The 26,549-nt window shown below is 58.1% G+C and carries 26 protein-coding genes; 19 read left to right on the top strand and 7 right to left on the bottom strand.

Features of this window, described 5'->3' with window-relative positions; all coding sequences use genetic code 11:
• The first annotated feature begins 240 nt into the window (after positions 1–240).
• Positions 241–2,004, top strand: a complete 1,764-nt coding sequence (locus HX898_RS31760; protein WP_180196717.1) for an adenylate/guanylate cyclase domain-containing protein — start codon at positions 241–243, stop codon at positions 2,002–2,004.
• 584 nt (positions 2,005–2,588) lie between these two features.
• Positions 2,589–4,226, top strand: coding sequence for an FGGY-family carbohydrate kinase (locus tag HX898_RS31765; RefSeq protein WP_180196718.1), 1,638 nt, complete (start codon positions 2,589–2,591; stop codon positions 4,224–4,226).
• A 50-nt stretch (positions 4,227–4,276) separates the two neighbouring features.
• Here the strand turns inward: HX898_RS31765 and HX898_RS31770 are convergent, their stop codons facing one another.
• Both HX898_RS31770 and HX898_RS31775 read right to left on the bottom strand, forming a co-directional pair.
• A complete protein-coding gene (locus HX898_RS31770; RefSeq protein ID WP_062941776.1) occupies positions 4,277–4,888 on the bottom strand; it encodes a L,D-transpeptidase in 612 nt (203 codons plus the stop codon).
• A gap of 162 nt (positions 4,889–5,050) precedes the next feature.
• Positions 5,051–5,977 (bottom strand): LysR family transcriptional regulator, encoded by a 927-nt coding sequence (locus HX898_RS31775; RefSeq protein WP_180196719.1) that lies wholly within the window; start codon positions 5,975–5,977, stop codon positions 5,051–5,053.
• Between the two features lie 265 nt (positions 5,978–6,242).
• Between HX898_RS31775 and HX898_RS31780 the strand changes: the two genes are divergently transcribed.
• From HX898_RS31780 to HX898_RS31800, 5 genes are all read left to right on the top strand, one after another.
• Positions 6,243–6,734 carry a carboxymuconolactone decarboxylase family protein gene (locus tag HX898_RS31780; RefSeq protein WP_180196720.1) on the top strand — a complete coding sequence of 164 codons (492 nt, stop codon included), beginning with the start codon at positions 6,243–6,245 and terminating at the stop codon, positions 6,732–6,734.
• A 27-nt stretch (positions 6,735–6,761) separates the two neighbouring features.
• Positions 6,762–7,898 carry a GMC oxidoreductase gene (locus HX898_RS31785; protein WP_281412000.1) on the top strand — a complete coding sequence of 379 codons (1,137 nt, stop codon included), beginning with the start codon at positions 6,762–6,764 and terminating at the stop codon, positions 7,896–7,898.
• A gap of 120 nt (positions 7,899–8,018) precedes the next feature.
• Complete coding sequence (locus HX898_RS31790; protein WP_180196721.1) at positions 8,019–9,077, top strand: alpha/beta fold hydrolase; 1,059 nt, start codon at positions 8,019–8,021, stop codon at positions 9,075–9,077.
• A gap of 177 nt (positions 9,078–9,254) precedes the next feature.
• On the top strand, positions 9,255–10,304 hold the full coding sequence (locus tag HX898_RS31795; protein WP_180196747.1) for a class I SAM-dependent methyltransferase: 1,050 nt from the start codon (positions 9,255–9,257) through the stop codon (positions 10,302–10,304).
• Between the two features lie 311 nt (positions 10,305–10,615).
• Complete coding sequence (locus tag HX898_RS31800) at positions 10,616–10,960, top strand: YkgJ family cysteine cluster protein (protein ID WP_180196722.1); 345 nt, start codon at positions 10,616–10,618, stop codon at positions 10,958–10,960.
• A gap of 276 nt (positions 10,961–11,236) precedes the next feature.
• On the opposite strand, the gene HX898_RS31805 is transcribed toward HX898_RS31800, so the two are convergent.
• Positions 11,237–11,734, bottom strand: a complete 498-nt coding sequence (locus HX898_RS31805; protein WP_180196723.1) for a helix-turn-helix transcriptional regulator — start codon at positions 11,732–11,734, stop codon at positions 11,237–11,239.
• A gap of 114 nt (positions 11,735–11,848) precedes the next feature.
• Between HX898_RS31805 and HX898_RS31810 the strand changes: the two genes are divergently transcribed.
• The 4 genes from HX898_RS31810 (at position 11,849) to HX898_RS31825 (ending at position 13,961) form a co-directional block, all read left to right on the top strand.
• Complete coding sequence (locus HX898_RS31810; protein ID WP_180196724.1) at positions 11,849–12,412, top strand: NAD(P)H-dependent oxidoreductase; 564 nt, start codon at positions 11,849–11,851, stop codon at positions 12,410–12,412.
• 40 nt (positions 12,413–12,452) lie between these two features.
• Positions 12,453–12,734, top strand: a complete 282-nt coding sequence (locus HX898_RS31815) for a DUF3861 domain-containing protein (RefSeq protein WP_180196725.1) — start codon at positions 12,453–12,455, stop codon at positions 12,732–12,734.
• A 28-nt stretch (positions 12,735–12,762) separates the two neighbouring features.
• Positions 12,763–12,945, top strand: coding sequence for a hypothetical protein (locus tag HX898_RS31820; RefSeq protein ID WP_180196726.1), 183 nt, complete (start codon positions 12,763–12,765; stop codon positions 12,943–12,945).
• A gap of 110 nt (positions 12,946–13,055) precedes the next feature.
• The gene (locus HX898_RS31825; RefSeq protein ID WP_246698009.1) at positions 13,056–13,961 is read left to right on the top strand and encodes a LysR family transcriptional regulator; all 906 of its coding nucleotides are present in this window, start codon (positions 13,056–13,058) and stop codon (positions 13,959–13,961) included.
• Here HX898_RS31825 and HX898_RS31830 read toward each other — a convergent pair.
• The 3 genes from HX898_RS31830 to HX898_RS31840 form a co-directional block, all read right to left on the bottom strand.
• Positions 13,950–15,143 carry an MFS transporter gene (locus HX898_RS31830; protein WP_180196728.1) on the bottom strand — a complete coding sequence of 398 codons (1,194 nt, stop codon included), beginning with the start codon at positions 15,141–15,143 and terminating at the stop codon, positions 13,950–13,952. The genes HX898_RS31825 and HX898_RS31830 overlap by 12 nt on opposite strands.
• Before the next feature lie 141 nt (positions 15,144–15,284).
• Positions 15,285–16,067 (bottom strand): hypothetical protein, encoded by a 783-nt coding sequence (locus HX898_RS31835; RefSeq protein WP_180196729.1) that lies wholly within the window; start codon positions 16,065–16,067, stop codon positions 15,285–15,287.
• Between the two features lie 46 nt (positions 16,068–16,113).
• A complete protein-coding gene (locus HX898_RS31840) occupies positions 16,114–16,590 on the bottom strand; it encodes a heme-binding protein (protein ID WP_062941766.1) in 477 nt (158 codons plus the stop codon).
• A 396-nt stretch (positions 16,591–16,986) separates the two neighbouring features.
• Between HX898_RS31840 and HX898_RS31845 the strand changes: the two genes are divergently transcribed.
• Together HX898_RS31845 and HX898_RS31850 are read left to right on the top strand one after the other, a co-directional pair.
• The gene (locus HX898_RS31845) at positions 16,987–17,760 is read left to right on the top strand and encodes a fumarylacetoacetate hydrolase family protein (RefSeq protein WP_180196730.1); all 774 of its coding nucleotides are present in this window, start codon (positions 16,987–16,989) and stop codon (positions 17,758–17,760) included.
• A gap of 294 nt (positions 17,761–18,054) precedes the next feature.
• Positions 18,055–18,558 carry a carboxymuconolactone decarboxylase family protein gene (locus tag HX898_RS31850; RefSeq protein WP_246697084.1) on the top strand — a complete coding sequence of 168 codons (504 nt, stop codon included), beginning with the start codon at positions 18,055–18,057 and terminating at the stop codon, positions 18,556–18,558.
• Positions 18,559–18,721: 163 nt separating this feature from the next.
• On the opposite strand, the gene HX898_RS31855 is transcribed toward HX898_RS31850, so the two are convergent.
• Positions 18,722–19,732 (bottom strand): LacI family DNA-binding transcriptional regulator, encoded by a 1,011-nt coding sequence (locus HX898_RS31855; RefSeq protein ID WP_180196732.1) that lies wholly within the window; start codon positions 19,730–19,732, stop codon positions 18,722–18,724.
• 394 nt (positions 19,733–20,126) lie between these two features.
• Here HX898_RS31855 and HX898_RS31860 point away from each other — a divergent pair, with 394 nt between their 5' ends.
• The 6 genes from HX898_RS31860 to HX898_RS31885 all read left to right on the top strand — a co-directional run bounded on the left by HX898_RS31860 (position 20,127) and on the right by HX898_RS31885 (position 26,460).
• Positions 20,127–20,972 carry a branched-chain amino acid ABC transporter permease gene (locus tag HX898_RS31860; RefSeq protein WP_138390036.1) on the top strand — a complete coding sequence of 282 codons (846 nt, stop codon included), beginning with the start codon at positions 20,127–20,129 and terminating at the stop codon, positions 20,970–20,972.
• Between the two features lie 2 nt (positions 20,973–20,974).
• The gene (locus HX898_RS31865) at positions 20,975–22,717 is read left to right on the top strand and encodes a branched-chain amino acid ABC transporter ATP-binding protein/permease (RefSeq protein WP_180196733.1); all 1,743 of its coding nucleotides are present in this window, start codon (positions 20,975–20,977) and stop codon (positions 22,715–22,717) included.
• Positions 22,707–23,414, top strand: a complete 708-nt coding sequence (locus HX898_RS31870) for an ABC transporter ATP-binding protein (RefSeq protein ID WP_180196734.1) — start codon at positions 22,707–22,709, stop codon at positions 23,412–23,414. Before HX898_RS31865 ends, HX898_RS31870 begins: the two co-directional genes overlap by 11 nt.
• On the top strand, positions 23,404–23,997 hold the full coding sequence (locus HX898_RS31875) for a cupin domain-containing protein (protein ID WP_180196735.1): 594 nt from the start codon (positions 23,404–23,406) through the stop codon (positions 23,995–23,997). Before HX898_RS31870 ends, HX898_RS31875 begins: the two co-directional genes overlap by 11 nt.
• A gap of 47 nt (positions 23,998–24,044) precedes the next feature.
• Positions 24,045–25,361: a phosphopyruvate hydratase gene (eno, locus tag HX898_RS31880; protein WP_180196736.1), complete on the top strand. Its 1,317-nt coding sequence runs from the start codon at positions 24,045–24,047 to the stop codon at positions 25,359–25,361.
• A 97-nt stretch (positions 25,362–25,458) separates the two neighbouring features.
• Positions 25,459–26,460 carry a VOC family protein gene (locus HX898_RS31885; RefSeq protein WP_180196737.1) on the top strand — a complete coding sequence of 334 codons (1,002 nt, stop codon included), beginning with the start codon at positions 25,459–25,461 and terminating at the stop codon, positions 26,458–26,460.
• Positions 26,461–26,549 lie beyond the last annotated feature (89 nt).

The following is a 26,549-nucleotide window of genomic DNA, read 5'->3' on the forward strand; positions in this document are numbered from 1 at the left end:
CACGTCATATCCATGGACCAGCTCCACTGTCGCCGATTGCATCTGGGGACAAACTTCTGGGCGGTGCAGAATGTAAACAAATGGGCGACCGGGGAGTTCCTGAGAGGAGCAGGTTTTCGGCAAAGGCGTCCTCCACGAGTTCATTGCCTTCAATGCCGGAATAAGCGGCGCTTTATTGGACTTCTCCCGGCATCAAGAATAACATTAGCGGAAACAAATATTGAAGCGATGTCACCGTAGATGGCTGAATTACCCGTCCAACGCCGACTTGCCGCCATCGCTGTCGCCGATGTGGTCGGATACTCGCGGCTGATGGGTGCCGACGAGAATGGAACGCTGGCGGCGCTGAGACAGCTTCGGACTGAGATTCTCAACCCCACGGTGCGCGAACATGGCGGGCGCATCGTCAAGGTGATGGGTGACGGGGTGCTCGTGGAGTTCGCCAGTGCGGTGAACGCCGTCACCGCGGCGATCGAACTGCAGAAAAAGATGGCGGAGGCCAACGAGCCGATGCCCGAGAACCGCCGCATCGTGCTGCGCATTGGCATCAATCTGGGCGACGTCATCGGGGACGGCAGCGATATCTATGGCGACGGCGTCAACATCGCCACGCGGCTGGAAGCACTGGCCGAGCCAGGCGGAGTTTGCATCTCGGGCAAGGTGTTCGACGACGTGCTGGACCGGGTAACCGTGCGGTTTTGCGACTTGGGAGAGAAAACACTCAAGAACATCGCTCGGCCGGTGCGCGCCTATGCTCTGAACACTGCGCCCGCGCCGGCGACCCCACCTGTCGCCCACGGGATGTTTCCGTCGCTCGCCGTCCTGCCGTTTGAAAACATGAGCGGTGACCCCGAACAGGAATACTTCGTCGACGGTATCGTCGAGGACATCATCACGGCCCTCAGCCGTTTCAAGTCATTCGCGGTGATCGCCCGCAATTCGAGCTTCGTATACAAAGGCCATGCCGTCGACGTGCGACAGATAGCCAAGGAACTGGGCGTTCGCTACGTACTTGAAGGAAGCGGCCGGCGAGCCGGCAACCGGCTGCGCATCAGCGCACAATTGGTGGATGGAATTTCAGGAGCGCACATATGGGCGGACAAGTTCGACGGGGCCTTCGAGGACGTGTTCGACGTACAGGATAGGATCACGGAAAGCGTGGTCGCGGTGGTCGAACCAAAAATCCAGCGAGCCGAAATCGATCGCTCACGCCGTGAGCGGCCCGAGAGCCTTGATGCATACGATCTCTATCTACAGGCATTACCGGACGTGTTTGTCTCGCGGCCCGAGGCCAATGCGCGTGCGATCGTGCTGCTGGAGCGGTCGATTGCCCTCGATCCGGGATTCGCGCCCGCCTTGGCGATGACCGGTCAGGCCTATCTGTTGCGGGTAGCCATGCAGTTTCCCGGAGCGTCGAACGCCGATGCGGAGCGCGCGCTAGCGGTGGCGCGAGCGGCACTGGCGATTGCCCGCGACGACGCGATGGTGCTGAGCTATGGCGGCTTCGTGCTGATCCACATGGGGGGCGACTATCACACTGGGATTGCCTTGCTGCGGCGGGCGATCTCGGAAAATCCCAACAACGCGATGGTCCTGCAACAAGCGGGCGTCGGAGCGCTGTTGGGTGGCGATCTCGGCGAGGCCGCCGACTATCTGCAACGGGCGCTGCGGCTCAACCCGAATGAACTCGGGACGCATTGGCAGTTGACCGGCATGGCGCATATCCGTATGGCCGAGGGGCGCTACGAGGAGGCACTGGATTGGTCGATGCGCTCGCAAGCGGTCAATTCAGGGTACGACGCCAATCATTGGATGCTGATCGCCGCCAATGCTTACCTCGGACACATGGATGAAGCGCGCAAGCACCTTGCTGCGCTCGAGAGCATTTCGCCTGGCATCAACCTCGCACGCATCCGTCGCGGCCAACATGCCATCGACCCGCACAGAATCGAGGTGCTAATCGAGGGCATGCGCATGGCCGGGATGCGCAAGTCTGGCGATTGAAGTCTGAGTTGAAACTCGAGAGGGAAAGTATTGCTTTTCGGGTTCGCTCTCCATCAGAAAAGCTACCTTCTCACTCCCGCCTAAAGCCCTTCGGAGCGGGACACGGCCTGACTGCAACCATAACGATGTGCGAGGCGGTGTCAAAATAGAAGAACCCCCTTCAGCACCGGCCGTCGCGAGCGTTCCGGAAGCACTGCCGCGGCCCGGAACTAGGTTAGATCAGCCTCTTTAAACGTCCGAACCATGATGGCGATGATGCGCTTTCGCGGAAGTCAGGATATCAGCAAAGAGTTGCACCGACGTGAAAAGCTTTGAAACCTGCCAATGAACCACACCGACATCAATTTCCCTTCCCTATCCTCTTATCCAAACATTAGAGAACGTTCTCATGACTAATCCTGTCGGCGCCTATTCGATGCCCGGAACGTGTTTTTCGCTCTCGCTCCTGCTGCGGGTGGCGAGCCCTATGGCATATTCCTAAGGTGACCGTCCGCGATCTGGTGATTCTGCCAAATAGCGTGGATCTGTAAAGATTGGCCCAGACTGCAGTTAGCCTGATCCTTGCCGATTTCAAAGGAGAGACCATGAGCGACAAATCTCGCACACCAAAAGCAGATGCCAAACATGTCATCGGCGTCGACGTTGGCACCGGCAGCGCCCGCGCCGGCCTGTTCGACCTGACCGGCCGGATGCTGGCGTCCGCCAAGCGGAATATCACCCTGTTTCACGAACCGGGTTCCATGGTTGAGCAATCGAGCACCGAGATCTGGGCGGCCGTTTGCGCGGCAGTGCGCGAAGCGGTTTCCTCGGCCGGGGTCGATCCGGCGTCCGTCATGGGGCTCGGGTTCGATGCCACCTGTTCGCTCGTCGTCCTCGGCGAAGGCGGCAAGCCGCTTCCCGTCGGACCCTCGGAAGATCCGAACCGGGACATCATCGTATGGATGGACCACCGCGCCGTCCCACAGGCGGCGCGCATCAATGAGCTCGGCCATGACGTCCTGCGTTACGTTGGCGGCCGTATCTCGCCTGAGATGGAAACGCCCAAGCTGCTCTGGCTGAGGGAAAATCGCCCTGAGGTTTTTGATGCCGCGTGGCAATTCTTCGACCTTGCAGATTTCCTGACCTGGCGAGCGACCGGCGATCCGTCGCGTTCGACCTGCACGGTCACCTGCAAGTGGACCTATCTCGCCCATGAAAAGCGCTGGGATGGCGATTATTTTCATCAGATCGGCCTCGGCATGCTTGCCGAAGAAGAGTTTGCCCGCATCGGTCAGGCTATCGTCGAGCCCGGTTCGGCCCTTGGTCGAGGACTGACCGCGGCTGCAGCCGGCGAGCTCGGCCTGAAGCCGGAAACGCCCGTCGCTGCCGGACTGATCGACGCCCATGCGGGGGGAATCGGAACCGTTGGCATCGGTACCGATCCACAAGCCAATCTGGCCTATGTCTTCGGCACTTCCTCCTGCACGATGACATCGACAGCTGAGCCGTCGTTCGTGCCCGGCGTCTGGGGGCCTTATTATTCGGCCATGGTGCCGGGACTATGGCTGAACGAGGGTGGCCAGAGTGCCGCCGGCGCGGCGATCGACCAGTTGCTCTCCTTCCATCCGGCTGCCGCGGAAGCGAGGGAGCTTTCGAAGAGGGCGGGTGTTCCGCTGCCGGTTTTGCTTGCAGATATGGCCGCCCGAAAGGCGGGCCGTTCTTCCGACGCTGTCACGCTTGCGACCGGACTGCACGTCGTTCCCGAGTTCCTCGGCAACCGCGCGCCCTTTGCCGATCCGCATGCCCGCGCAATCATTGCCGGTCTCGGGATGGAGGACGATATCGGCAGCCTGGTTTCTCTTTACGTCGCAGGGCTTTGCGGTATCGGCTACGGCCTCAGGCAGATCATCGAGACGCAGGCCGATGCGGGCGTTACCATCGAAAACATCGTCATCAGCGGTGGCGCCGGCCAGCACGACTTCGTTCGCCAGTTGCTTGCCGATGCGAGCGGCAAGCGGGTCATCGCGACAAAGGCAGAAGAACCGGTCCTGCTGGGGGCCGCCATCTTGGGCGCTGTCGCCAGCGGGCTGTTTGCGGATGTACGCGAAGCGATGACAACACTCTCGGCGGTCGAAACGACATTCCTGCCATCAGAAGGTCCGATCCCCGATATTCATCATAAACGCTATGAAGGATTCAAGGAGCTTCAGGCTCTGGCGCGCAAGCTGCGTATCGACGGTTAGATATCCAACGCCAATCCGCAGAGGTCCATCAGCGATCGATCGGCCAAGAGCTAGCGCCGAACGATGACCTGGGTTCCCGGCTGGACGATCTCGTAAAGCTCTTCTACATCTTGACGGTACATTCGAAAGCACCCGCTCGACGCATTGGTGCCGATAGACGAGGGGTCGTTGGTGCCGTGGATGCGCAGCAGGCCATCGGCGAGATAGATCGCGCGGGTTCCAAGCGGATTGGCGGGGCCGGGCTTCACGACCGCTGGCAGCCGAGGGTTCTTCTGCCGCATGCCGGCCGTGGGTCGCCATTCAGGATGCGCTCGCTTTGATACGACCCGCGTAGATCCATACCATTGCTTGCCCTCACGGCCGACCGCGATGGGGTAAGCGAATTGCTCGCCCCAAGGGGTGGTGTAAATGAGCGTATGCTCGCTCGTCACGATTTCGATGGTTCCTTTTGCACGCCCTGTCGGCGATTGCCTGCGATCATGCAGGGGCTCTTGATAGGGAGGCGCTGGATCGTAATCGAGTGGTGGCGGATAGGGGCTGTATGGATCGTCGTAACCGTATCCACCAAAGTCGTCATATCCATCATACGGCCCGTAGATCTGGGCTTGGGTCTGAAAGACCGTCAGCAAAAAGGCCGCAGCCACGAGAGCCAGCAATCTCATCTTGTCGCCATCCGCTTGTTGAACAAGCCTGATTGGGCTGAATTCTGTGGCGGCACTATGACTGCTCACCGAAGGATCTTGAAAAGCCGCTGATGATGCTGCGGTCGCTCAACCGGTCGGCTCCGATATCGAACAGGAACTGGCTGAGACCGATCCTCGTCCTCAGCCCGCCTTCCAAGACGTTTCATGTCCATTCCTGTCGGAGCGATAGCGCACATGATCGACGAGGGCGCGCAGCTTCGGAGGCAGATTTCGCCGATCCGCGAAATAAAGAAAGAAACCTGGGAACGGCGGTAGGTACTCCTCCATCAGCGACACCAGTTCTCCCCGGTCGAGATATGGCCTGAACGTTTCTTCCATGCCGAATGTCACGCCTCCGCCGGCGCATGCTGTCCGCACCATGACACCCATGTCGTTTGTCGTGATCCTCGGATTGACGGCCACGTCGAACTCCCGACCATTCTCCTCAAACTCCCAGCGATACGGCGCCACATCCGGCGCCGGACGCCAGCCGATGCAGCAGTGCCGCGAAAGCTCTGATGGATTTGCGGGCCTTCCGAAGCGTTCCAGGTAAGACGGCGCGGCGACGACGAGCTGCCGCTGGTTGCCAGAGACCGGTACCGCGATCATGTCCTGCTCAATCACTTCGCCGAGCCGCACACCCGCATCGTAACCCTCGGCGACGATATCGAACTCCTCATCCGTGACGTTTACATCGACCTGCACGCCCGGATAGGCGTGCGTGAAGCTCGCAAGCAGCGGCCCGGAAATAAACCGCTCGGCAATCGACGATACAGCGAGGCGCAGGATCCCTGTCGGCTGGGCCCCCTGATCCTGGGCATCATCCAGTGCCAGTTCGACTTCGGCGACAGCGGGCCCAACGCGCTCGTAAAGCCGCATGCCCGCTTCAGTCAGGCTGACGCTCCGCGTCGTGCGCTGTATGAGAGCAACTCCCATCCGGTCTTCCATCCGTCGGATCGCCTGGCTCACCGCCGAGTGGGTGAGGCCGAGGCGTTCAGCCGCGCCGCGGAAACTCTTCGCTTCCGCGACGGCAAGGAATACGGATACGAGTTTTAGATCGATGGCCATTGGTCAGTAAAGCTTACCAAGCTTGTCACCATTCGTAAATTGTTTCGCCGTCGTGTCCGCCGTACTTTTTGACCCAGAAGACATTCGGATAAAAATCCGGCCCCCTCGCAAGATATCGGTCGCCGGTCGCGGCGGGCTTCGTTTCACCGCTCTCACTCGGCCGGTCACATTTGGCAAAGGTCCGGGTTGGGGCGCTGACGAAAGCGGAGCGGGAGGGTCCTCAGGTCTCGCGTCCGACAAAATGGATCGAACAAGGAGAATTTCCATGTATCAGAATATCCGCTCACACTTTGCAGCCGCAGGTACTGCGGCGCTCTTGGCCGTGTCGCCGGATGTGGTCTTCGCTCAGACGGTGGAGGAGCGCCGCGAACGCGGTGCTGCTGTCATCCGGAGCCTCAACAACGGCGCGACACAGCCAAATTTAGAAGCGATGCGGCAAGAGTTTCCGTTCCTCGCCGAAGCGACCGAAGCCTACGCTCTCGGAGACGTGTGGTCGCGTCCGGGTCTCGATAACCGCACGCGCCAACTCGCCGCCGTCGCTGCATTTGCAGCAATGGGCCTGACAGACTTGATGAAGGTTCACGCCGGATACGCGCTCAACATCGGCGTTCCCGAGGAGGAGCTCAAGGAAGTGATCTATATGATAACGGTTCCGGCAGGCTTTCCCCGTGCCATTGCTGCGTCGCAAGCACTGTCTCAGCTTTTTGCTGAGCGATCGGACGCCGTCGACAATAAGCCAGCGGGAGCCAGGCCGTAGTCACGGTCTTGAAGCGCGCAATCGCCGCTGACGCGGACCTACGTGAAAACCCTGCAAGCCATGGGGATCCCCTACAACCCGGACTTCAACGGCGCACATCAGTTTGGCGTCGGATTCATGCAGCATACCATAGACTGGAAGACCAGAAGGCGGTCCAGCGCCGTCGATGCCTTCCTCGCACCGGTGATGAGCGATCCGCTGCTGACGGTCGAGACGGAAGCGACTGTCACCTCGATCAGGATGGATAGAGATCGCGCCATCGGCGTCGATTGCATACGCAAGGGGAGCAGGAAATCCGCGAGCGCAGGGGAGATCATTCTCGCCGCTGGAGCCTACCAGACGCCAAAACTGCTGATGATTTCTGGTGTTGGACCGGATGACGAACTCACCAAGCATAATATTCAGAAGAAAGTCGTGCTGCCTGGCGTCGGCAAGAACCTGCAGGATCACTACGAGTGCCCGGTCGTTGCAACCACGAAGGGGGCGTTTGGCTATTACGGTGCGGACCGAGGTTGGCCGATGATCAAAGCTGGGCTGCAGTATCTCATGTTCAAGACGGGTCCGGTGTCGACGACAGGGGTCGAGACCTGCGCGTTCTACGACCCCGACGGTAATAACGATCGGCCGACGATCCAGATGTTCTGTGTGCCTACCGTCTACCTGGACCGGGACGTCATGGGCACCGAACCTGGTGATGGCGTCACGATCAACTCGCTTCTGCTTCGTCCAAGGGCGAGGGGATCGGTGACGTTGGCGTCGAGCGATCCGTTCGAAAACCCGATCGTCGACACCCAGATCTTCGGCCATCCCGATGACCTGCGCCCGACCATTGCAGGGTTCCGATTCGCCCGGACGGTTCTCGAAGCCTCCCCCATGCGTGAGCTGATCAACAAAGAGATATTCCCTGGCGCGGACGTGACAAGTGACGAGGCCCTCGCCGCTCATTGCAAGCGCACTGTTAAAACCGGCTATCACCCTGTCGGCACGTGCAAGATGGGTCAAGACAGCGACCCGGAAGCGGTCCTGGATACCAGCCTCAGGGTCCGGGGCACACGAGGCTTGCGGGTCGTAGACGCGTCTCTGATGCCAACGATCGTCAGCGGCAACACCAACGCTGCCGTCATGGCTGCGGCAGGCAAAGCTGCCGGCCTTATCCTCGCATAGACTGGGCACATCATGAAGATCATTAAATTCACAACCTACAGGCCATCGCTGGAGCAATTGGAATCGCCCCTCTAGGAGATAGGTCTGTTATGCGATCTTCGGCTGCGATATTCTCGACCGATGAAACTCAGTCAGACCATACGGTTCGCTACAGCCGAGGACGGCACCCGTATCGCCATGGCGTCTTGCGGGCAGGGCCAGGTGATCCTGCGGGCGGCGCACTGGCTGAGCCATGTCGATTACGATCTCGAAAGCCCGGTGTGGCGGCCGTGGCTCCAGGCGCTGTCCGCCCATAACCGGTTTGTGCGCTACGATCCGCGCGGCTGCGGTCTGTCGGACCGGCATGTCTTTGACCTTTCGGTCGAAGCGTGGCACGCAGACCTTGCTGCGGTGGCAGCGTCGATCGAGGAGCCGCGCTTCGTCCTCCTCGGTCTTTCGCAGGGCGGCGCACTCGCTATCGCATACGCCCTCAAGTATCCCGAGCGAGTATCGCATCTCGTGCTCTTGAACGCCTATGGTCAGGGTGCCCGCGCCAGAGCCCAGACCGAGGCCGAGCGGCTGGAAGCCGAGACCCTTGTCAATTTCGTTCGCATCGGCTGGGGACGCGATAATCCGGCGTTTTGCCGGTTCTTCACCAATCTCTTTATCCCTGACGGCACAGCTGAACAGCATCGCTGGTGGGGCGATCTCGAGCGCCAAACGGCAACGCCCGACGTCGCCGCACAACTGCTTTGGCAGATGCAGGGGATCGATGTGCTGGACCTTGCGGCGATGCTGCGCGTCCCGACGTTGATCGCACACAGCCGCGGTGACATGCGCGTGCCGTTTGACCAGGGTTGCAAGCTTGCCGCCGCGATTCCGGGCGCGCGTTTCTTGCCGCTTGAGAGCAAAAACCATGTGCTCTTGCCGGACGAGCCTGCGTGGAACCTGTTTCAAGCCGAACTTGCCGCCTTCCTCGGACAGGATCGAGCCGTGCAGCCGCGCGCAGTTCGTGAGGCCGGTCTGACACCCGCCGAGGCCGCCCTTCTCGACCTCGTCGCGGAGGGGCTAGACAACCGCGTGATTGCAGAACGGCTCGGCAAGAGTGCAAAGACGGTGCGAAACCAGCTGTCGGTGATCTTCACCAAACTCGGCGTGCATAGCCGCTCGCAAGCGATCGTCGTCGCGCTCTCCCGATAGTCCCGCTTCTACAGGTAGACAGAGACCTCCACCGGTGCCGATGGGACATGTGTCCCCTCCAAGCAGCGGATTTCTTCGCAGACGTGGGACAACCGCCTCATGCCCGCCGAGGCGGCAAGCCTCATCCTTGGCGTCACGGATGGCAAGACGCCGTCCGAAGACCGGGAGGAATTCGAGATGACGGAAATCAACGAAACAACGCTCAATGAACTGGTGGGCCGCGTCCTTGGCGACCTTGGCGGAGCGGTCAGCGTGCCGCTGGTACGGATCGGAGATGCTCTCGGGCTATACAGGACGCTTAAGGAGGTCGGGCCGGTGAAGGCCGACGAACTTGCCGATGCCTCGGGATGCGCGCCTCGCTATGTGCGCGAGTGGCTGGCGGCACAGGCAGCCTCGGGTTATGTGCACCATGAGCGAGGATTGTTCTCGCTGACGCCCGAGCAGGCCTTCGTGTTTGCCGAGCCGGACAGCCCGGTCAATCTGATCGGCGCGTTCGATACCGCTGCTGCGATGGTCGAGAACCAGCCGAAGGTGCAGTCCGCCTTTAAAACCGGCCGAGGCGTTGCCTGGGGTGATCAGGCTGGCTGCATGTTCTGCGCTGTCGCGCGACTATTCCGCCCGGGTTATGTCAATGCTCTTGTGCAGGACTGGCTGCCGGCGCTCGACGGTGTCACCGATAGGTTGAAAGCGGGTGCGAAGGTGGCGGACGTCGGATGTGGGCACGGTCTATCGACGATTCTGATGGCGCAGGCGTTTCCCAATTCCCGGTTTGTCGGCTACGACTTCCATCCAGGCTCGATTGCCGCTGCGTCCGCGCACGCACAGGCACACGGGCTGACAAACCTGCACTTCGAGGTCGGCAGGGCGCAGGATTTCGACGGCCGAGATTTCGATTTGATCACCTGCTTCGACTGCTTGCACGACATGGGCGACCCGAAAGCCGCTGCGGCTCATATCCGAAAGGCGTTAAAAGAGGGCGGCGTCTGGATGGTGGTCGAACCAATGGCCGGAGATACGCTGGAGGAGAATATCAATCCGGTTGGACGGCTCTACTACTCAGCCTCGACGATGATCTGCGTTCCGACCTCGCTTGCGCAGGAGACAGGGCTGGCACTCGGTGCGCAAGCGGGAGAGCGGCGATTGGCCGAGGTGATCCGCTCAGGCGGTTTCACTCATATCCGGCGTGCAGCCCAGACGCCCCTCAACATGATCCTCGAGGCCACCTGACAGGCCGCGCCTCCCGTTGGAAATGCTGCGCCGCATTCCCGGCCTCGTCAGGAAAGTCGACAAGTGCGGCGACGGCTTGCAGGAGCACGCCAGCCGCCCCATCGTCAACGGCGGCGGTAAACCATGCATCTGATTGCCGGCCTGACGGCAACTGTCGAAGTAAGAATATCCATTGATCCCAAATTCACTTGGACAGATACGACTTCATGAACGAGCCTTCGAGGAGCCTGATGAAGGTAGATGCGCTCGCTCCAGGTTAAGCGCATAGCCGAAGGCTTTGCTCTTGGCGGGCTGTGTGGTAGGAGCGTGCCATGACATCATTGATCGATTTCGATTGCCAAGGCTGCGGAGCCTGCTGCTCCTTTTCGCCGACCTGGCCCAGATTTTCCACCGAAACAGACGCTGCTCTCGATTTGCTGCCGGCGCATTTCGTCGCCGCGAACCAGCAAGGGATGCGTTGCGACGGTGCGCGCTGCTCCGCACTGGTCGGTCGCGTCGGTTTAGAGACATCCTGTCAAGTATACGATCTTCGGCCTGACGTCTGCCGCGCCTGCGTCCCAGGCGATGACGCTTGCTTGACCGCGCGCGCGTTCTTCGGGCTCGGTCAGCCAAGTTTGCCGCCCGGTCACATCGATGCGGAACTGCCAATGAACTGAGATGCGTGGTTCCGTCCGGCTCCTCTCTTCGTCCCGTCTCCTCCGAGAGCGAGTAGGCGCCTGCTGATCCAATCCACGCTGACGTTGAATCCCTCTTCCACTCCGCCGAAAAGAACTCTTGGCTACAGAGGGAGATGACTTATGGCTGACGAAAACAGGACAGGCCCCGTTACCGCGGTTGCTGAAACGGATGCAACGGCAAAAGTGCCGGCGGCGAAAAAGCAGCGCACCACGGCGCCCGAAGGCAGTTGCCGGAGCAACGGGTCGCAACTGTACTCAAAGACGCTCGATCTTACGGACCGCTTCGTCAATAATATCCGCAACATCCAACTGAAGGTCACGGGTAGGGTCTCCCGCCAACTTCTGACCCAGGGCGGTCTTCAGCCCTTGCATCGCGCGTCCGACAGGACCGGCCGACACATCAGTGCCACGAAAACGCAAAGCCTCGATCCTTGCCAGCACACCCTGCGCCTCCGTGCGATGCTCATCGAGGTAATGTTTTCCATCCGCGTTCAGCACATACGCACGTTTCTGATCGCTCGGCGCCGACGAGGATAGGAGCATCTGATCCATCATCATGGAAAGCTTTGGATAAACGATCCCCGAACTGGGTGCGTAATTACCACCGGACCGCGTTTTGATCTCTTTGATTAAATCATACCCGTGCCGCGGCACTTCGCCTTCCATCAACAGCAATAAAAGATATCCCAACTCATCGCCGTCGAGCATTCGACGTCCAGCGGGGGCTTCAACATTGATATCACTCTTTGCCATGTTAGCTCTAAGCCATCTCTAAGATATATCTTGACACTGATTTAATGCGTTGTATACATGACGCCGACGCCGCACTCGATTGTCAATGCGGCTCATTCAAGCGTGAGAGCGAAAATGAAGAAAGTTGCAGTCATCGTTGGCTCGCTGCGTCGCGAGTCCATCAATAAAAAATTCGCGAAGGTCCTCGCTCACCTGGCCAAGGATCGCCTTCACTTCGATATCGTCGACCTCAGCAATGTCCCGCTTTACAACGACGACCTCTGGGAGACCGTACCGGAGTCCATTTTGGAGCTTAAGCGGCGTATCTCGGAAGCCGATGGCGTGCTCTTTGTGTCTCCCGAATATAATCGCTCGTTCACCCCGGTTCTCAAAAACGCCATCGATTGGGGCACGCGCCCGTATGGAAAGAACGTTTTCTCGAACAAGCCGGGCGCTGTGGTTGGCACGTCGCCCGGCGCAATCGGTTCGGCGGTTGGCCAGAGCCAGTTGCGGACAGTCTTGGCTTCGATCCACGTCGTCACGATGGGGCAGCCCGAGGTTTACCTTTCTTGGAAGGAGGATTTGTTCGACGCCGACCTAAACATCGTCAACGAGTCTACACGGGGCTTCCTGGAGACCTGGGTGGATCACTTCGCCCGTTGGATTGACCGAATGGGTGGAGAATTGACCAGCTCGTGATGCCGCCGCGCTGTTTCCGCTGCCCTCAAGGAAGTTTGTAATGCCCCACAAGTACAGGGTCGCCGTGGAAGAAATCGGCGATGTAGCGGTCACCAAGGAGCCTCTGGTTTTCGAAGTGACCAATCATGATGACCTGTTGCACATCCTGAAACTGGTTCAGGAAAAGAGAGTCGTTCCACCCGAAGAGGCAGCCGAGCTGACGATCGGGTTCAAGTTATTCGCTGAGGTGCTGCTGCGTCATCGCGCCAAGCCGCCGTTTGCAGACTTCTTCCCGCACGTCAAAGAATTCATGCAACAGTTGAAGCGCTACGAACCTCGGTAGCGCTCTTTGCCTTCCCAGAAAGCTTTCGATGACGACCGACCAGGATCTGTTGATCGCCGTACACGCCATCTTAGGCGTTGATCGGAAACTAAATAGCCGCGACCCCTCTGAACTGAGAAGGATCGCAGAATCCTTGCATCAGCAGCATCCGCATCGCACATCCGACGAAATTGAAGAGCGCATAAAGAGCATCCTGCGCAACAAGCGCTGAGTTTCCGCGACGGCCATAGGCCACAAGCGAACGGGATGACATTGCTCAGGCTCTCGGGCAACGTGTCTTGATCACGAAGGACAGGGGTCTGCTCTATGCATAGGCCTGAAATGCGGGAGCTGGTGGCTTTTGTAGAAGTGGCACGCCAGCTCAACTTCACGCGGGCTGCCGCGAATGCGGGCGTCTCGGTCCCGACTTTTAGTCAAACTCTACGCGGCCTTGAAGAGAAGCTCGGCGTCCGCCTTCTGACACGAACCACCCGCAGCGTCTCGCTGACGGATGCGGGAGACGAGTTCCTGAAATCATTGGAGCCGCTGCTCGAAAGCCTTGATGTGGCGCTGGACGGCCTAAACCGCTTCCGCAGTGAGACCGGCGGACGCCTTCGGATCATTGGTTCGCGAACTGCTGCGACACTGCTTGCAGCGCCACTGATCGGCCAGTTCTTGTCTACCCATCCGGATATCGAGGTTGAAATGCTGGTTGACGATCTTCACGTCGATCTTGTTGAAAACCGAATTGACGCGGGGATCCAAGTTGGAGAGCGGATAGAAAAGGACATGGTCGCCGTTCGGCTCGTCGATGCATTCGAAGAGGTTTTGATGGCATCGCCCGACTATCTCCGAAATCGGGTGGCTCCTGCCACGCCGTCCGAGCTGGGCGAACATTGGTGCATCCGCTTGCGGTCCTCCTGGGACGGAATTGTTCGTCCTTGGGTACTGACGAACGGCGATGAGAAAGCTGAACCGGCGACCGGTATGCATTTCGTGGCAAACGACCTTCGCGTCCTGGCCTCAGCCATTCGCGGCGGAGGTGGCATCGGCCTGGTCCCGAAGGTGCTGGTCAAGGAGGCGCTCGCCACTGGCGAGCTTGTCCGGGTTCTCGACGGTTGGAGCTCTTGGGTCTCGGGTATTTACCTGTTTTACCCAAGCAAGCGGCAGATGCCTGCCGCCCTTAGTGCTTTCATCAAGTTCATGCGGGAGAACAAGCCAGGCCCCGAATGGTTGCTAGCCCAATGACAACCGTTTGTGATGGTGCCGCTCAATCTCGAGCGAGATCGAAAACACAACCAAGGCTGCGATACCGAGACCGACACCCACAACACCTGTCGATGCAGGCCCAAATCTCGTCGTGATGAGCACTCCTCCAAGCGCCGCTCCAACTGCATTGGCAACGTTGATCGCGCAGCCATTAAGCATCGCACCCAGGCTTTGAGCGTGTCCAGCCACATCCATCAGTCGCGCCTGCAACGGGGCGACGAGGGCAAGGGCAGAAAATCCTGCAAGAAACGCAGCAACGGCAATCAAAACGGCGCTGTGAACGCTGACCAGAAACAGGGCAAAAGTGATGACATTCAAGGTCAAAAGAAGCCCAATCGCACGCATGACGCCCTTATCTGCCAACCAGCCTCCGAAGAAATTGCCGACAACCATTCCGCAGCCGATGATGACGAGAAACAGCGGCGCCTTCTGCTCACCGATCCCAGTCACCGAGATCAAGGTCGGCACGAGGTACGTGTAGACTGCGAAAAGACCAGACAGGCCAAGGGAGCCGATCGCAAACGTCAACCAAACCTGTGGCCTTGCCAGAGCGCCCATTTCCTTGGCTGCGCCGGAACCTTCGGCAGCGGGCATCTTCGGTATCGCTAGGTGACATGCCAAGGCCGCTACCAGGGCAACCGCTCCGAGAAGGAAATAGGGAATTCGCCAGCTTGTGCTTTCGCCAATGAAAGTGGCGATCGGCGATCCAAAGAGGTTGGCGACACTTAGTCCCATCATGACGCGAGCTACAGCCTTTGCCCGTCTGCCATGCCCAGCCATTGCGGCCGCGATCAGCGCAGCTATGCCAAAATACGCCCCGTGCGGCAGTCCGGAAACGAACCGAGCAACGATGAGCATGGGGAAATTTCCGGTCAGGGAGGTCAGGATGTTCCCGACAGCGCCAATGGCGAGGAGTACCAGGATAGATAAGTGTCTCGGCGTCCGGGCCGAGACGATTGCGATCAGGGGAGCGCCGAAGACCACACCCAGGGCATAAGACGTGACGGACGCTCCAGCGACATCGACGGCCACACCGTTTGCCTTCGCCATTTCGGGAAGGAGACCCATTGCCGCAAATTCCGATGTCCCGAAGATGAAGCCGCCAAGGATCATTGCCGCTTCTGCCGCAAGCGTCCGAAATTTTTGACGATGGTGGGTCATGGGGTCTTCTTGTCCATGGTTGGAGACAGGTTTGGCCGCAGGCCGGACATGAGGGTTGTCGGCCTGCGGCTCTTAAAGCGGTCGCGTCAGTGTTCTAGGGAAGCGAAACTGACGTACGGGATAGGACCGCCACCATTTTCGTCATGGCGTAGGGACAAAAATGTCTCGGGAGTAGGCAGGGAGTGACGTGACCGAGATCAAGCTCTCCGAGCCGTCAAAGACCGTGGCGAGTTTGCCGCCGGTTGCTTTGAAGGTGTAGGAATGAAGACGATCGCTCTTTGAGCCCGCTGCCTGAACCACGTCGGCGGCTTCATTGTAACGGTAGATGCGCGAGAAGCTCGGCTTCAGCTGCGAGTAAACGTGGCTTTCAGCTTTCTCCGCGTTCAGCGGACCGCGCTCGAATTCGGTCTCCAGCGAAACCATCTCGCCACCGCCTTCGAAGGTCCAGGCCTCTTTCACCATGGTTGGCGCAGAGCTGTACTGGACGGAGCGATAAACGTTGTCCGTTGCCTGTTCAGCAATTCCATAGGGGCCAGCGCCACCACGGGAGAGTCCGTCGAACAGCATAAGGACATCTTGGTCGCTGCCCTTGTGATGGACCGGGAACCCGAAGAGCACGTACCGATAGGGTGCGCCAACTTTGCCGTCGGCTCCAACGGCGAAAAGCTGGTCGACGAACTCGACCTGTAGATTTGCGCCTGCGGAGGGGCCTTCTTTGAAAGTGCTCAGTTCCCAGCCTTCCGGCACGAACTTTCGAAGTGCGGCATCCGACGCCTTATAGGCGAGGATCGTACGAACGTCGGCGTTGCTTCCGCTGAACGTTTCTGCGGCTTCGGCGGCCGTGGGCATTGGCAGCATCGATATGATCGGGGCTGCCAGAGCAGCGAGAACCAATGCCACATCCAAGTGATGAGCCTTGAACATGATATCTTTCCTTTGATTGAGAAGGAGTTTTCGGTGCGGCGGCGACTTACATCGCAGCGAGGCCAGCCTTTGCGCAGACGTCGTCCTGGTCGCCGGTGCCGCCGCTGGCAGCCATCGCGCCGATGATCTTGCCGTCCCTGACTACCGGCCAAGCACCAGGAGCGGCGAGTACGCCGGGCATCGTCAGCATGAACGGACCGGCCTTTGCGGTTACATCATAGAAGGCGCGGGTCGGGCGTTTGTAGAGAGCGGCTGCGGCAGCCTTTTCTTGAGCCGCCTGTGCGCTGCCGAGTTCGGTGTCGTCCATTTTTTCGTAGTAGACAAGTGCGCCATGCGTGTCGGTCACGGCAATAGCCATTGGCCATTTGTGAGCCGCACATTCTTTGACCGCAGCGGCGGCAATGACTTTCGCGGTGTCGACGGAAATGTCTGTGCCGTACTTCGGTTCATCCTCGGCGTGGGCCAGGGAAGACATGGAAAGAAGGCCAATCGCAGCAGCGACAGTCCAGTTGGAAATCGACATGGGTATATCCTTTCGTTCTTCGCTTTGATCGGCCCGCGTTTTGCCCGGTTCCGGAAGGCCGAGCAGGATGAGAAGTCTGGGTTCGTCTACCGCTGGTCTTGAACCCAGAATTACGCCCGGCGACGGGCGTTCTGAATGTCGAAGACTGAAATGGACTATTAGGCCATACCTAAGAAATGGCGGACCGAATTTCGGCAAAAGCGATTTGAGGTAGCAGAATGGCGAATGAAGCTGCCGCGTCTGCCGGGCGAACATGTACGACAAAATTCCAATCCGTGTGCAGGGAAGCGACGCTTACGGACAGCTGCGAGTCTCTTCGAAGCTGGCGTTGAAAGTCCGAGATAACGTTGACGACCGCTATCTTCATGCGCTAACGTTAGCAAAAAGGAGATCGAGATGAGGATTGTGCGATACGAGGCGGCCGATGGGATTCACTATGGGGTCGAGGACGGTGACAGCGTCCAGCGCATCGCTGGTGAACCCTTCGGCGCCATAGAGAGGACTGGAAAGGTGGACGATTTGTCCGAAGTTCGCCTGCTGTGCCCGGTCAATCGTCCGCGCATTTTTGGTGTGGCATACAATTACCGAGAGCACACCAACGAGTCCGGGAAAGAGCAGCCGACACTGCCGGTCCTGTTTATGAAGCCTAGCACTGCGGCGAGCGGCAATGGAGATCCGATCGAATTTCCGCGAGACGGCGAAATCGTACATTACGAGGCTGAGCTGGTCGCGATCATTGGGAAGGGTGGTCGACACATTAGCAATGACGATGCGCTTGGTCATGTCCTTGGATATACATGCGGCAACGACATCAGCGACCGCATCATCCAGCGTCAGGAAAGCAAGTTTGGCTGCCTTTTGGCAGGCAAAGGATACGACACCTTTGCGCCCATGGGCCCGGCGATCGTAACCGACCTTGATCCGGCGAATCTCGACGTCATTCTTCGTCAAAATGGCACCATCAAGCAGTCCGGAAACACCAGCGACCTAGTTTACTCTGTGGCTGACATCGTCGCTTATCTGAGCCGCTTCATGACGCTTTTGCCAGGCGATGTGATCATGACAGGCACGCCCGCTGGGGTCGGCCCGATCAATCCAGGTGATGATCTTGAAGTGGAAATCCCCGGCATAGGCATTTTGAAGAATCCAGTGGTTGCTGCGGCATATTGAGCCCATCCACAGCTTCAAAAGGGCACCGCAGATATCGGTGCCCCTCCGCATCAGCCGTAGCCCGCTCTAACTGTGGCGATTGCCAACTCCAAGGGGCGTGACCCGGAGTCTCGCCTATATGTTGGCAGGAGAAGAATTTGGTTGACTTCATGTTGCCGGGTGATATTGATGCTAACGTTAGCACTATGTTGGATTTTTGCTGCCAACCGTTTTCTGGCACTTGAATGGTGAAAATTGTCGAGACAAGCTGAGGGTAGAGAAATGGCGCGAGTTAGATACGTTCCGAATTCGGAATTGGCAGAAACGCAAGCGGCACTCAATGGGCGCCTGCTTGCGGAAAGAAAGGTGCCGACAGGAAACATTTTTCTAGCACTGGCGAACGCGCCAGCAATTTTGAATGACTTCTTGACTTATGCCAACGCAGTTCGCGCTGCCGACATCAGTCCGAAGCTGAGGGAGATGGCGATCCTAACCGTGGGGTACTGCACCAACTCGGAATATGAGATCGTTCATCACCATTCGCACGGGCTGAAGGCAGGGCTCACCGAAGAGCAGTTCCAAGCTATTCGTTATTTCGAGACCTCCGCCCTTTTTTCTGAAGAGGAGAAGGCGGTCATGGCCTTCGCCAAGGACTCCACTCTAAATGTCGATGTCTCCGACGAGGTTTGGAACGAGGTCGCCAAATTCCTTTCCGAAAAGCAGTTGGTCGAATTGGCGATCAACGTTGCCTGGTACAATTCTGGCGTGCGGTTGATGGGCGCATTGAAAATTGATCTCGAGGACGCATACAAGAAGTAGCGCTCGTGGATCTCCTGCTACTTCAAGTTAGTCTGGTTTCTGTGTTGTGCGCCGGTTATTTCGAGCTCATAGCGTCCTTGTTCGAGGTCGCGGCGGCGGGTAGGAAGTAGACTTAGGAAAGAGGTGTCGTCGAATGGCGGACACCTCTTTCTGCTTTTGGCTATCAATGATTGGATGGTGCGGCCGTACTGCCTCGAACAATCAATTGGGGCGGAGATATGAAGCTGTATGGCGTGTCTAGGTCGCCCTTATTCTGAAGGTGGTGCAGGAACCAAAGTCCACAAGCGGTCGCGAGCTGCGAAACAGGCAGCTGTACCGTTGTTAATCCTGGCCCCCACCACCGATACCCGAGTTCATCTCCAAAGCCGACGACTGAAATATCTCGCGGTACGCTCAACGCCTGATCCTGTATCTCATCGATAACGCCTGATGTATTCTGCACGGCACCAATCACGAGGGCCGTGGGCCGCTCTTTCAGGGACAGCAGTCGTCGTACGGCTTCCCTGCCGAACTCTGGCGACGAGGGCGCGCCGAGTTCCTCGTAGGTGTCAACCTGATGAGAAGAGGTTTTGACCGCTCCCCGGAATCCTTGAACGCGGGCTGCACCTGTTGGCAAAGCTTCTGTACCGCCGATGTAAGCGATCCGTCGATGACCTTCGCTCAAGATGTGCATTGTGCTTTCGTAGAGAGCTCGCCTGTCATCGATGCCGAACCATTGCTCGCCAAGCAGCTGTTGCTTCCGTAGCAGTTGAATGTGAGGGGTCATCTTCAAAAACCGAGCGGAGTCGGGAAGAGGTTTCGCGCTCGGGACCAAGATTATCCCGGCTACGTTTACACTCGTCAGCTCCTTGATGTGACGGAGCTCAAGCAGACGATCGTCATCCGTTTCGCAAAGCGTCAGCTGGTAGTTCGCAGAGAGAAGGCAGCGGGAGAGGGCGTGAGCGATAGTCGAATAAAAGCTGTTCCGAATATCTGGTACGATCAGGCCAACCAAATTGCTCTCAACGCCGCGCATCATGCGGGCCGCCTGATTGGCGACATATCCCACTTGAGTTGCCGCTTCGTTCACCTTCCGCTTCATTTCAGCGCTGATGCGCCGATCATCAGCAAGAGCGCGTCCTACGGTCGATGGTGAAACTTGCAGTATTGCTGCGATGTCTTTGATTGTTACCATAGTTGCCTAGCCCGAACGGTTTTCTGCAGCCAACGATAGCATTGACTCGGCAGTTGTCAAAGCACTGAATTGCACGCAGTTCCCTAGATGTAGCAGAGAGGCTGATTGACGCCCGCTCCGGATTTTCGGCCATTGGTCAAGACTCGTATCTAAAAAAATCATTTGACATCAGATAGATAACTATGAGGCTGGCGGTTTCCTTCGTGGCGCAAAGCTCTGAAACAGTTGTTTAGCTGCGGACATGCGTCTTGAGGAAATGGCTTGAATGTCCTTGACATCAAACCTCCATTGTGAAAGGTTGTGCGAACGTTAGCGCAATGGAGGAGGCATAGCGTATGAGTGTCGTATTCATGTCGGTGTCGGTCATCGTGTCCACCGAGAGACGCAAAATCCGATGACCGCCACTCTTTTCTTGCAGTCCGCGGTCGGCGGTATTTTGCTCGGGGGAATTTACGGCCTGCTAGCGATGGGGCTCAGCCTGAGCTGGGGTCTGCTAAAGCTCGTAAATCTCAGCCATTTTGCTCTGGCCTTTCTTGGTGCCTATCTAACCTATGAACTCGGAACCGTGCACGGTATTCCGGCATATCTCAGTGCGCTGTTGATAGCTCCACTGTTCTTCCTATTCGGTATTGCCCTTCATAGCGTGTTTGTCCGCTTCAAGGTGAAGGAGTTCGCCTCGCTATTGGTTACTTTCGGTGTCACGATCCTGATCGAGTCGCTGATTCAGTGGATCTGGTCGGCGGACTTCCTCCGCTACGAAACGCCCTATGCACAGACCACTTTTCGCATTGGTTCGATCTTCGTCCCCGTGCTGGATTTGTCGGCGTTCGTTTGCGCCGTGCTGCTGGCGGGAGCCGCTTGGATCGCGTTGAACAAAACTATGCTCGGCAAAGCACTGCGTGCCGCCGCCCATGACCCCTCCGTCGCCTCCGCTTTCGGCATCAACTCTACCCGCGTGTCATACATCCTAGCAGGCCTTTGCTCGGCCATTGCCGGTATCGCGGGAGTATTCATTGCCTTGATCGGGACATTGGCGCCCTCACAAATCGAGTCCTGGATCGGAGTTGTCTTTGCTGTCGCTATTATTGGAGGATTGGGTAGCCCCGCGGGTGCATTGGCAGCCGGGATGCTGATCGGTCTGGCCGAGAGCCTCACGATGACTGTGGTGAATCCTGCTTGGGCGCCGCTCGTGGCATTCAGCGTGCTCATTGTCATCCTCCTGCGCAAACCGGTGATATGACTATGAAAAAGCTTCTGATCACGGCGCCGGTATTGGCGGTTTTGGCCTCGCTGCCTTATCTTGGATTGGCTGACTATTACCTTTCCTATCTCTATATCATCTTCTTCTGGGTCGTCCTGGCAACGAGCTGGGGCATCCTCAGTGGTTACACGGGTTATTGGAGCTTCGGACACGCCGCATTTTTCGGAATTGGCGTGTATACGACGGCCACTCTTGCTACCCAGTTTTCCTGGCCGTTCATCGCCACGATACCGGCTGCCGCACTTCTCGCTGCGGTCGTTGCGGTTCTCGTTGGCCTGGTGGTCTTTCGCTCCAGATCCCTGCGCGGAGAGTTCTTTGCTCTGCTGACGCTGTCGGTGACATTCGTTGTGGCGGCAATCGTTTCCAACACCTCGCTGGATTCAGGGACAGGAGTTTTCCTTTCGGGCATCGAGATTCCGATGATCGGGGTTACGGCGTCGGGCTCTCTATACCTGTTTGGGCTCATCGCGGCTTTGATCGCATTGGCGACGTCATACTTCATCTTTCACAGCAAATTTGGCCAAGGGCTGCTCGCAATCCACGACGATGAGGACGTTGCTGAAGTGAAGGGCGTACCAACGTTCCGCTACAAGCTGTTCTCCTTCGCGGTGTCGTCGGCGCTCGCAGGTGGAATGGGCGCGATCCACGCCGTCTATGTCGGCTATGTTACTGTCGGCGAGACCTTTGCGGTAACGGTCCCGCTGTATGTGGTCCTCATGAGCATTCTTGGCGGTGCTCGCCACTGGGCAGGCCCTGCGATCGGTGCGGCTATCATCACCGTGCTTCAAAGTGCCATCGTCAGCGGTGCTCATGCGGAATTTGGCCGTGCTGGCGTGGCTCTTGCGCTGATTATCGTGATCCTCGTGCTGCCGTCCGGTATCGTCCCGAGCATTCTCCGCAAGTTTGCCGACAAGCGTAGTGGACTGGGAGGCAGTGACAGGATCACTCAAGTAGCCGCCCACCTCTCGCCGGCCACCAATGGAAGTTCGAGCCCTGTCCTTTTGAAGTGCGAAGACGTCACCAAATCATTCGGCGGTCTTCGCGCCCTGAACGGGGTAACGCTGGACGTCCAGAGGGGGGAAATCCTTGCCCTGGTAGGCCCAAATGGTTCCGGCAAGTCGACGTTGATCAACATGATCAGCGGCCACTACGCCATGACTTCCGGTACCATTACGCTTGAAGGAGAACAGATCTCCGGCAAATCACCTCATCAGATCGCTCAGAGCGGCATTGCGCGTACGTATCAGATCCCCCGTCTGTTCAATAATCTCACGGTCCTTGAGAACGTGCGGATCTGTGCGGAGTTCGGTAGCGTGAGCGGCATGGGCGTGGCTGGGGCCGATGAGGTTGCCAAGGCCGCTCTCGTCTACACTGGACTGGCGGAAAAGGCCAACGTGCTTCCCGAGGCCCTGAATCTCCACGACAGGAAGTTTGTCGAGTTCGCAAGAGCACTCGCCGCCAAACCTCGTCTTCTCTTACTCGACGAGGTGCTCTGTGGCCTGAATCCGGCTGAGATCGACCACGCTGTTGAAATGATCAAGCGAATTAAGGCCGGTGGCACGACGATTATCTTCGTTGAGCACCTAATGAGGGCCGTCGTCGCACTCGCAGACCGTGTCGCCGTGCTGGATCAGGGCAAGGTTCTTGCCCTCGGACAGCCGACCGAAACGATGCGAGATCCAGCGGTCATCAGTGTATATCTGGGGGGCGGTCATGCTGCTTGAAGTCGCAAATGTTGAAGTCGGTTACGGCGACGCCACCGCTCTCTGGGATGTTTCTATCAGCGTAAAGCCGGGTGAGATCGTTTCCGTCGTCGGTCCGAACGGAGCAGGGAAGAGCACTCTTGTAAACGCCATCGCCGGTATCTTACGTCCGCGCAAAGGGAAGATTGTTATAGAGGGGAATGATGTTTCCAAGGTGCCAAGTCATCGCGTTTGCGACTACGGCATCGCCATCGTCCCGGAAGGTCGTCGTCTTTTCACGGAAATGACCGTGTTGGATAACCTCCTGCTCGGCGCTTTCCGATCCGCAGCCCGAGCCGACCGAAATGCCACTCTTGCGGAAGTCTTCAAGCTGTTTCCGGTGTTGAGAGATCGCCAGGATTCGCTGGCGGGCTCATTGTCAGGGGGCCAGCAGCAGATGGTTGCCATTGGTCGAAGCCTCATGGCAAAGCCTCGCATCCTCCTCATGGATGAACCGTCGTTAGGCCTATCGCCGCTGATTGTCGGGGACATGTTCAAGATCATCCAGATGATCAATGAGCGGGGAGTGGCCGTGCTGCTCGTCGAGCAAAACGTAAACAAGGCCCTTGAGATCGCGCATCAAGCCTATGTGTTTGAACAGGGTCGCGTGACTGCGTCCGGGCTGCCTCAAGTTCTCATCAATGATCCAAGCATCAGGGAGGCATACCTTGGTATCTGACAACTCAAACGGCAAACTGCCGATCAACATTCGACGCGTGGTCACGGAACACGATATGAGGGGGCACGCCACCTTTTCTCAGGACGGCACTCCACCGAGGACAGACGTGTTCAAGTCCATCCCCGGTCTGGTCTCGCGAATGATCTGGGCGACACGGTCGTCGACGGCTATTCCGTTTGACGGAACCGATCCCACTCCATTGGTTACGGACTTCGTTCCGAAGCCCGGAGAAACACGGTTTTTAGTGCTAACGTTCCCACCAGATACCATTTTCGCCTCGCCTGATTTTGACCCGCAAGCGGCAATGGCCGAAAATCTGGCCGTCAGTCCTGGGCTGGCTGAGCGCTTCGAGCCAGATGGCAAACATCGAACTCCGACGGTCGATTACGGAATCGTGCTCGAAGGGGAGATCTGGATGGAACTCGACAACGGCAACGAGACCCGTCTGGGTCAATTCGACACGTTTGTGCAGAACGGAACGCGCCATGCCTGGCGCAACAAGAGCGGCAAGCCAGCGACCATAGCAGTGGTTCTGATTGGTGCGCGAACGCCTGATGAGCAGGACTATGAAGACGGTCTTTGACCTATCGAAAACGCAAATTTCAATCTGACTATGTGGACCATTTGAACATGAGCAGCACCGAAATTCGAAAAGTACAGGGCCGTCGCGTCTGGGATTCCCGCGGCAGGCCTACAGTCGAAGTAGAGATCACACTTGCTTCTAACGTCACCGGCAGGGCCATTGCACCCGCGGGGGCATCGACCGGCACTGGCGAAGCCCTCGACCTTCGTGACGGTGGTAGTGCCCTTGGTGGCCTGGGCATCAACACGGCTTTGGCTGCCGTAAACGGCGAAATCGCCTCCTTGCTGATTGGTCGCGAGGCTAAAGACCAAGCCGAACTCGACCATGCCCTGATCGAGCTGGACGGTACTCCGAACCGGAGCAGGCTGGGAGGAAATGCGACCGTTGCCACGTCGATGGCTCTGCTGCACGCCACTGCTGCTGCGTCGGGCCATCCCATCTGGCGGTATCTTGCCGGCCCCGACGGAAGGGTCATTATGCCACTGCCGGAAATCCAGATTTTCGGGGGTGGGGCACACGCAGCACGCCGCGTCGATGTGCAGGATTTCATGATCATGTGCCCCGCTGCTTCATCTTTCTCGGAGGCGCTGGAGTGGACCGCTGAGGTATACCGTGCGGCCGGGGAAATCATGAAACGCGCCGGGAAGCTGCAGGGTGTAGCGGACGAGGGAGGCTACTGGCCCGCCTTCGCAAATAACGAAGAGGCGCTGGATACCTTGGTGCGTTCGATCGAAGCCGCAGGTTTGAAGCCGGGCAGTCAGGTCGCAATTTCACTCGATATCGCGGCCTCTGAGTTCGGTCGTGGCGGCAAGTATTCGCTGGCGTTGGAAGACAGAAAGCTTGATACCGCCGACATGATTGAAATGCTCGGTGGGTGGCTGAAGGCCTATCCGATCGTATCGATTGAAGATCCACTCGCCGAGGATGATCCGGCGGGCTTCGAAGAATTTACCTCCCGGTACGGCTCCAGTTGCCAGATCATTGGCGATGATTTCCTCGTGACGAATGCCGCGCGAGTTACTGAGGCGATCAAGACCGGCAGCGTCAATGCGGTTCTGATTAAACCGAACCAGGCTGGAACGATTACGGAGACCTTCGAGGCGCTGTCTGTCGCCAAGAATGCCGGCTTCCGAACTATCGTTTCCGCTCGGTCTGGCGAGACCGAGGACGTTACAATTGCTCATTTGGCGGTGGGTTGGGGCGCGAAGCAACTCAAAGTCGGCTCGTTCTCTCGCTCCGAACGCATGGCCAAGTGGAATGAGGTTCTTCGCATCGAAGAAGTGCTCGGAAAGGAGGCCGTGTTTGCTGGCTGGTCGGCACTGAACCTGGCTGAAAACCCGGTCTCAGCGGCTGCGGTGGGATGACATTCCATGGGCCAAATGTGCATTTCACTCAAAAACAAGCGTTGACAAACAAACCGGCCTTTTTATGCTAACGTTCGCAAAGATGGATGAGGATGATATGCTTCCGGCTGTTAATTTGAAGCCGCCTTTCAACATCACACGCTTCAGCCACATTGTGCTTGAGGTGAATGATGTTGAACGTAGCCGCGATTTCTACGTGAACGTCGGAGGCTTGGTTGAAACCGAATTCGCGGATGGCGTTTCTTATCTTCGCGGATTGTCCGAGGCCTGCCATCACAGTCTCGTTCTTTCGCCGGCCAAGGGGAGGCCGACTTGCAAACGAATTGGTTATCGGGTGTTTCTGGAGGAGGACCTCGACAAAGCCAAAGTATTCTTTGACGAAAAGGGCCTCCCGGCGGAGTGGGTTGACGTTCCAAACCAAGGGCGGACCCTTCTGGTAAGTGATCCTGCAGGCGCTCGCATCGAACTTTGCGCCTCGATGACTGTCCATCCCCGTAAATTTTTGGAGGTGCATGAGCATCGCGGTGCACGGGCTCAAGGTCTGGATCACTGCCAGGTCATTGTCCCTGATCCGCTGGCCTTGAGCGCTTTCTACGGGGAGCTGGGCTTCCGGACTTCAGAGTACATCGCGGCAGGCAATGACCTCCTTGCGAACTTCATCTATCGCAAGGGCGGATGTCTGGATCTGGCCCTGGTGCCGGGCGTCGGACCAAGAATGCATCACTTCGCTTATATTGTTTCGGAGAGCAGCGACATCTTCGCCGTGTGCGATTTTGCCAGCCGTTACGGATATGCCGAGAACGTAGAACGCGGACCGGGACGGCATGGTCCGTCAGGCGTCCTGTTTGTCTACCTGCGCGATCCGGATGGGCATCGCGTCGAGTTCTTCAACAATCATTACACCACGATTGACGTCGAGCTGGAACCGATCCGTTGGGACGCGGCATCACTGAGCACCAACGTGCATTGGGGCCTGCCTGCGGTTTCCAAATGGTACTTCGAGGCCAGCGATTTTACGGGGGTACGGCTGGAGCACCCCGAAAAGTTGCCGAACCCGATGACGCTGGAACGTTACGCCGAAGGCCTCACAAAGGGCTGACAATACCGCCGTCGATTGTGTCGGCGGACGACGTGAGGACTAACGCCAAGTCCGCTGTACTGCGATGTAGTTAACTGGATGCATCTGGG

Source organism: Rhizobium sp. WYCCWR 11128 (assembly GCF_013416305.1).
Classification (GTDB): domain Bacteria; phylum Pseudomonadota; class Alphaproteobacteria; order Rhizobiales; family Rhizobiaceae; genus Rhizobium; species Rhizobium indicum.

Coding starts and splice junctions, on each gene's coding strand:
- HX898_RS31760 (WP_180196717.1), top strand. CDS start 241: ATGGCTGAATTACCCGTCCAACGCCGACTTGCCGCCATCGCTGTCGCC.
- HX898_RS31765 (WP_180196718.1), top strand. CDS start 2,589: ATGAGCGACAAATCTCGCACACCAAAAGCAGATGCCAAACATGTCATC.
- HX898_RS31770 (WP_062941776.1), bottom strand. CDS start 4,888: ATGAGATTGCTGGCTCTCGTGGCTGCGGCCTTTTTGCTGACGGTCTTT.
- HX898_RS31775 (WP_180196719.1), bottom strand. CDS start 5,977: ATGGCCATCGATCTAAAACTCGTATCCGTATTCCTTGCCGTCGCGGAA.
- HX898_RS31780 (WP_180196720.1), top strand. CDS start 6,243: ATGTATCAGAATATCCGCTCACACTTTGCAGCCGCAGGTACTGCGGCG.
- HX898_RS31790 (WP_180196721.1), top strand. CDS start 8,019: ATGAAACTCAGTCAGACCATACGGTTCGCTACAGCCGAGGACGGCACC.
- HX898_RS31795 (WP_180196747.1), top strand. CDS start 9,255: ATGACGGAAATCAACGAAACAACGCTCAATGAACTGGTGGGCCGCGTC.
- HX898_RS31800 (WP_180196722.1), top strand. CDS start 10,616: ATGACATCATTGATCGATTTCGATTGCCAAGGCTGCGGAGCCTGCTGC.
- HX898_RS31805 (WP_180196723.1), bottom strand. CDS start 11,734: ATGGCAAAGAGTGATATCAATGTTGAAGCCCCCGCTGGACGTCGAATG.
- HX898_RS31810 (WP_180196724.1), top strand. CDS start 11,849: ATGAAGAAAGTTGCAGTCATCGTTGGCTCGCTGCGTCGCGAGTCCATC.
- HX898_RS31815 (WP_180196725.1), top strand. CDS start 12,453: ATGCCCCACAAGTACAGGGTCGCCGTGGAAGAAATCGGCGATGTAGCG.
- HX898_RS31820 (WP_180196726.1), top strand. CDS start 12,763: ATGACGACCGACCAGGATCTGTTGATCGCCGTACACGCCATCTTAGGC.
- HX898_RS31825 (WP_246698009.1), top strand. CDS start 13,056: ATGCGGGAGCTGGTGGCTTTTGTAGAAGTGGCACGCCAGCTCAACTTC.
- HX898_RS31830 (WP_180196728.1), bottom strand. CDS start 15,143: ATGACCCACCATCGTCAAAAATTTCGGACGCTTGCGGCAGAAGCGGCA.
- HX898_RS31835 (WP_180196729.1), bottom strand. CDS start 16,067: ATGTTCAAGGCTCATCACTTGGATGTGGCATTGGTTCTCGCTGCTCTG.
- HX898_RS31840 (WP_062941766.1), bottom strand. CDS start 16,590: ATGTCGATTTCCAACTGGACTGTCGCTGCTGCGATTGGCCTTCTTTCC.
- HX898_RS31845 (WP_180196730.1), top strand. CDS start 16,987: ATGAGGATTGTGCGATACGAGGCGGCCGATGGGATTCACTATGGGGTC.
- HX898_RS31855 (WP_180196732.1), bottom strand. CDS start 19,732: ATGGTAACAATCAAAGACATCGCAGCAATACTGCAAGTTTCACCATCG.
- HX898_RS31860 (WP_138390036.1), top strand. CDS start 20,127: ATGACCGCCACTCTTTTCTTGCAGTCCGCGGTCGGCGGTATTTTGCTC.
- HX898_RS31865 (WP_180196733.1), top strand. CDS start 20,975: ATGAAAAAGCTTCTGATCACGGCGCCGGTATTGGCGGTTTTGGCCTCG.
- HX898_RS31870 (WP_180196734.1), top strand. CDS start 22,707: ATGCTGCTTGAAGTCGCAAATGTTGAAGTCGGTTACGGCGACGCCACC.
- eno (WP_180196736.1), top strand. CDS start 24,045: ATGAGCAGCACCGAAATTCGAAAAGTACAGGGCCGTCGCGTCTGGGAT.
- HX898_RS31885 (WP_180196737.1), top strand. CDS start 25,459: ATGCTTCCGGCTGTTAATTTGAAGCCGCCTTTCAACATCACACGCTTC.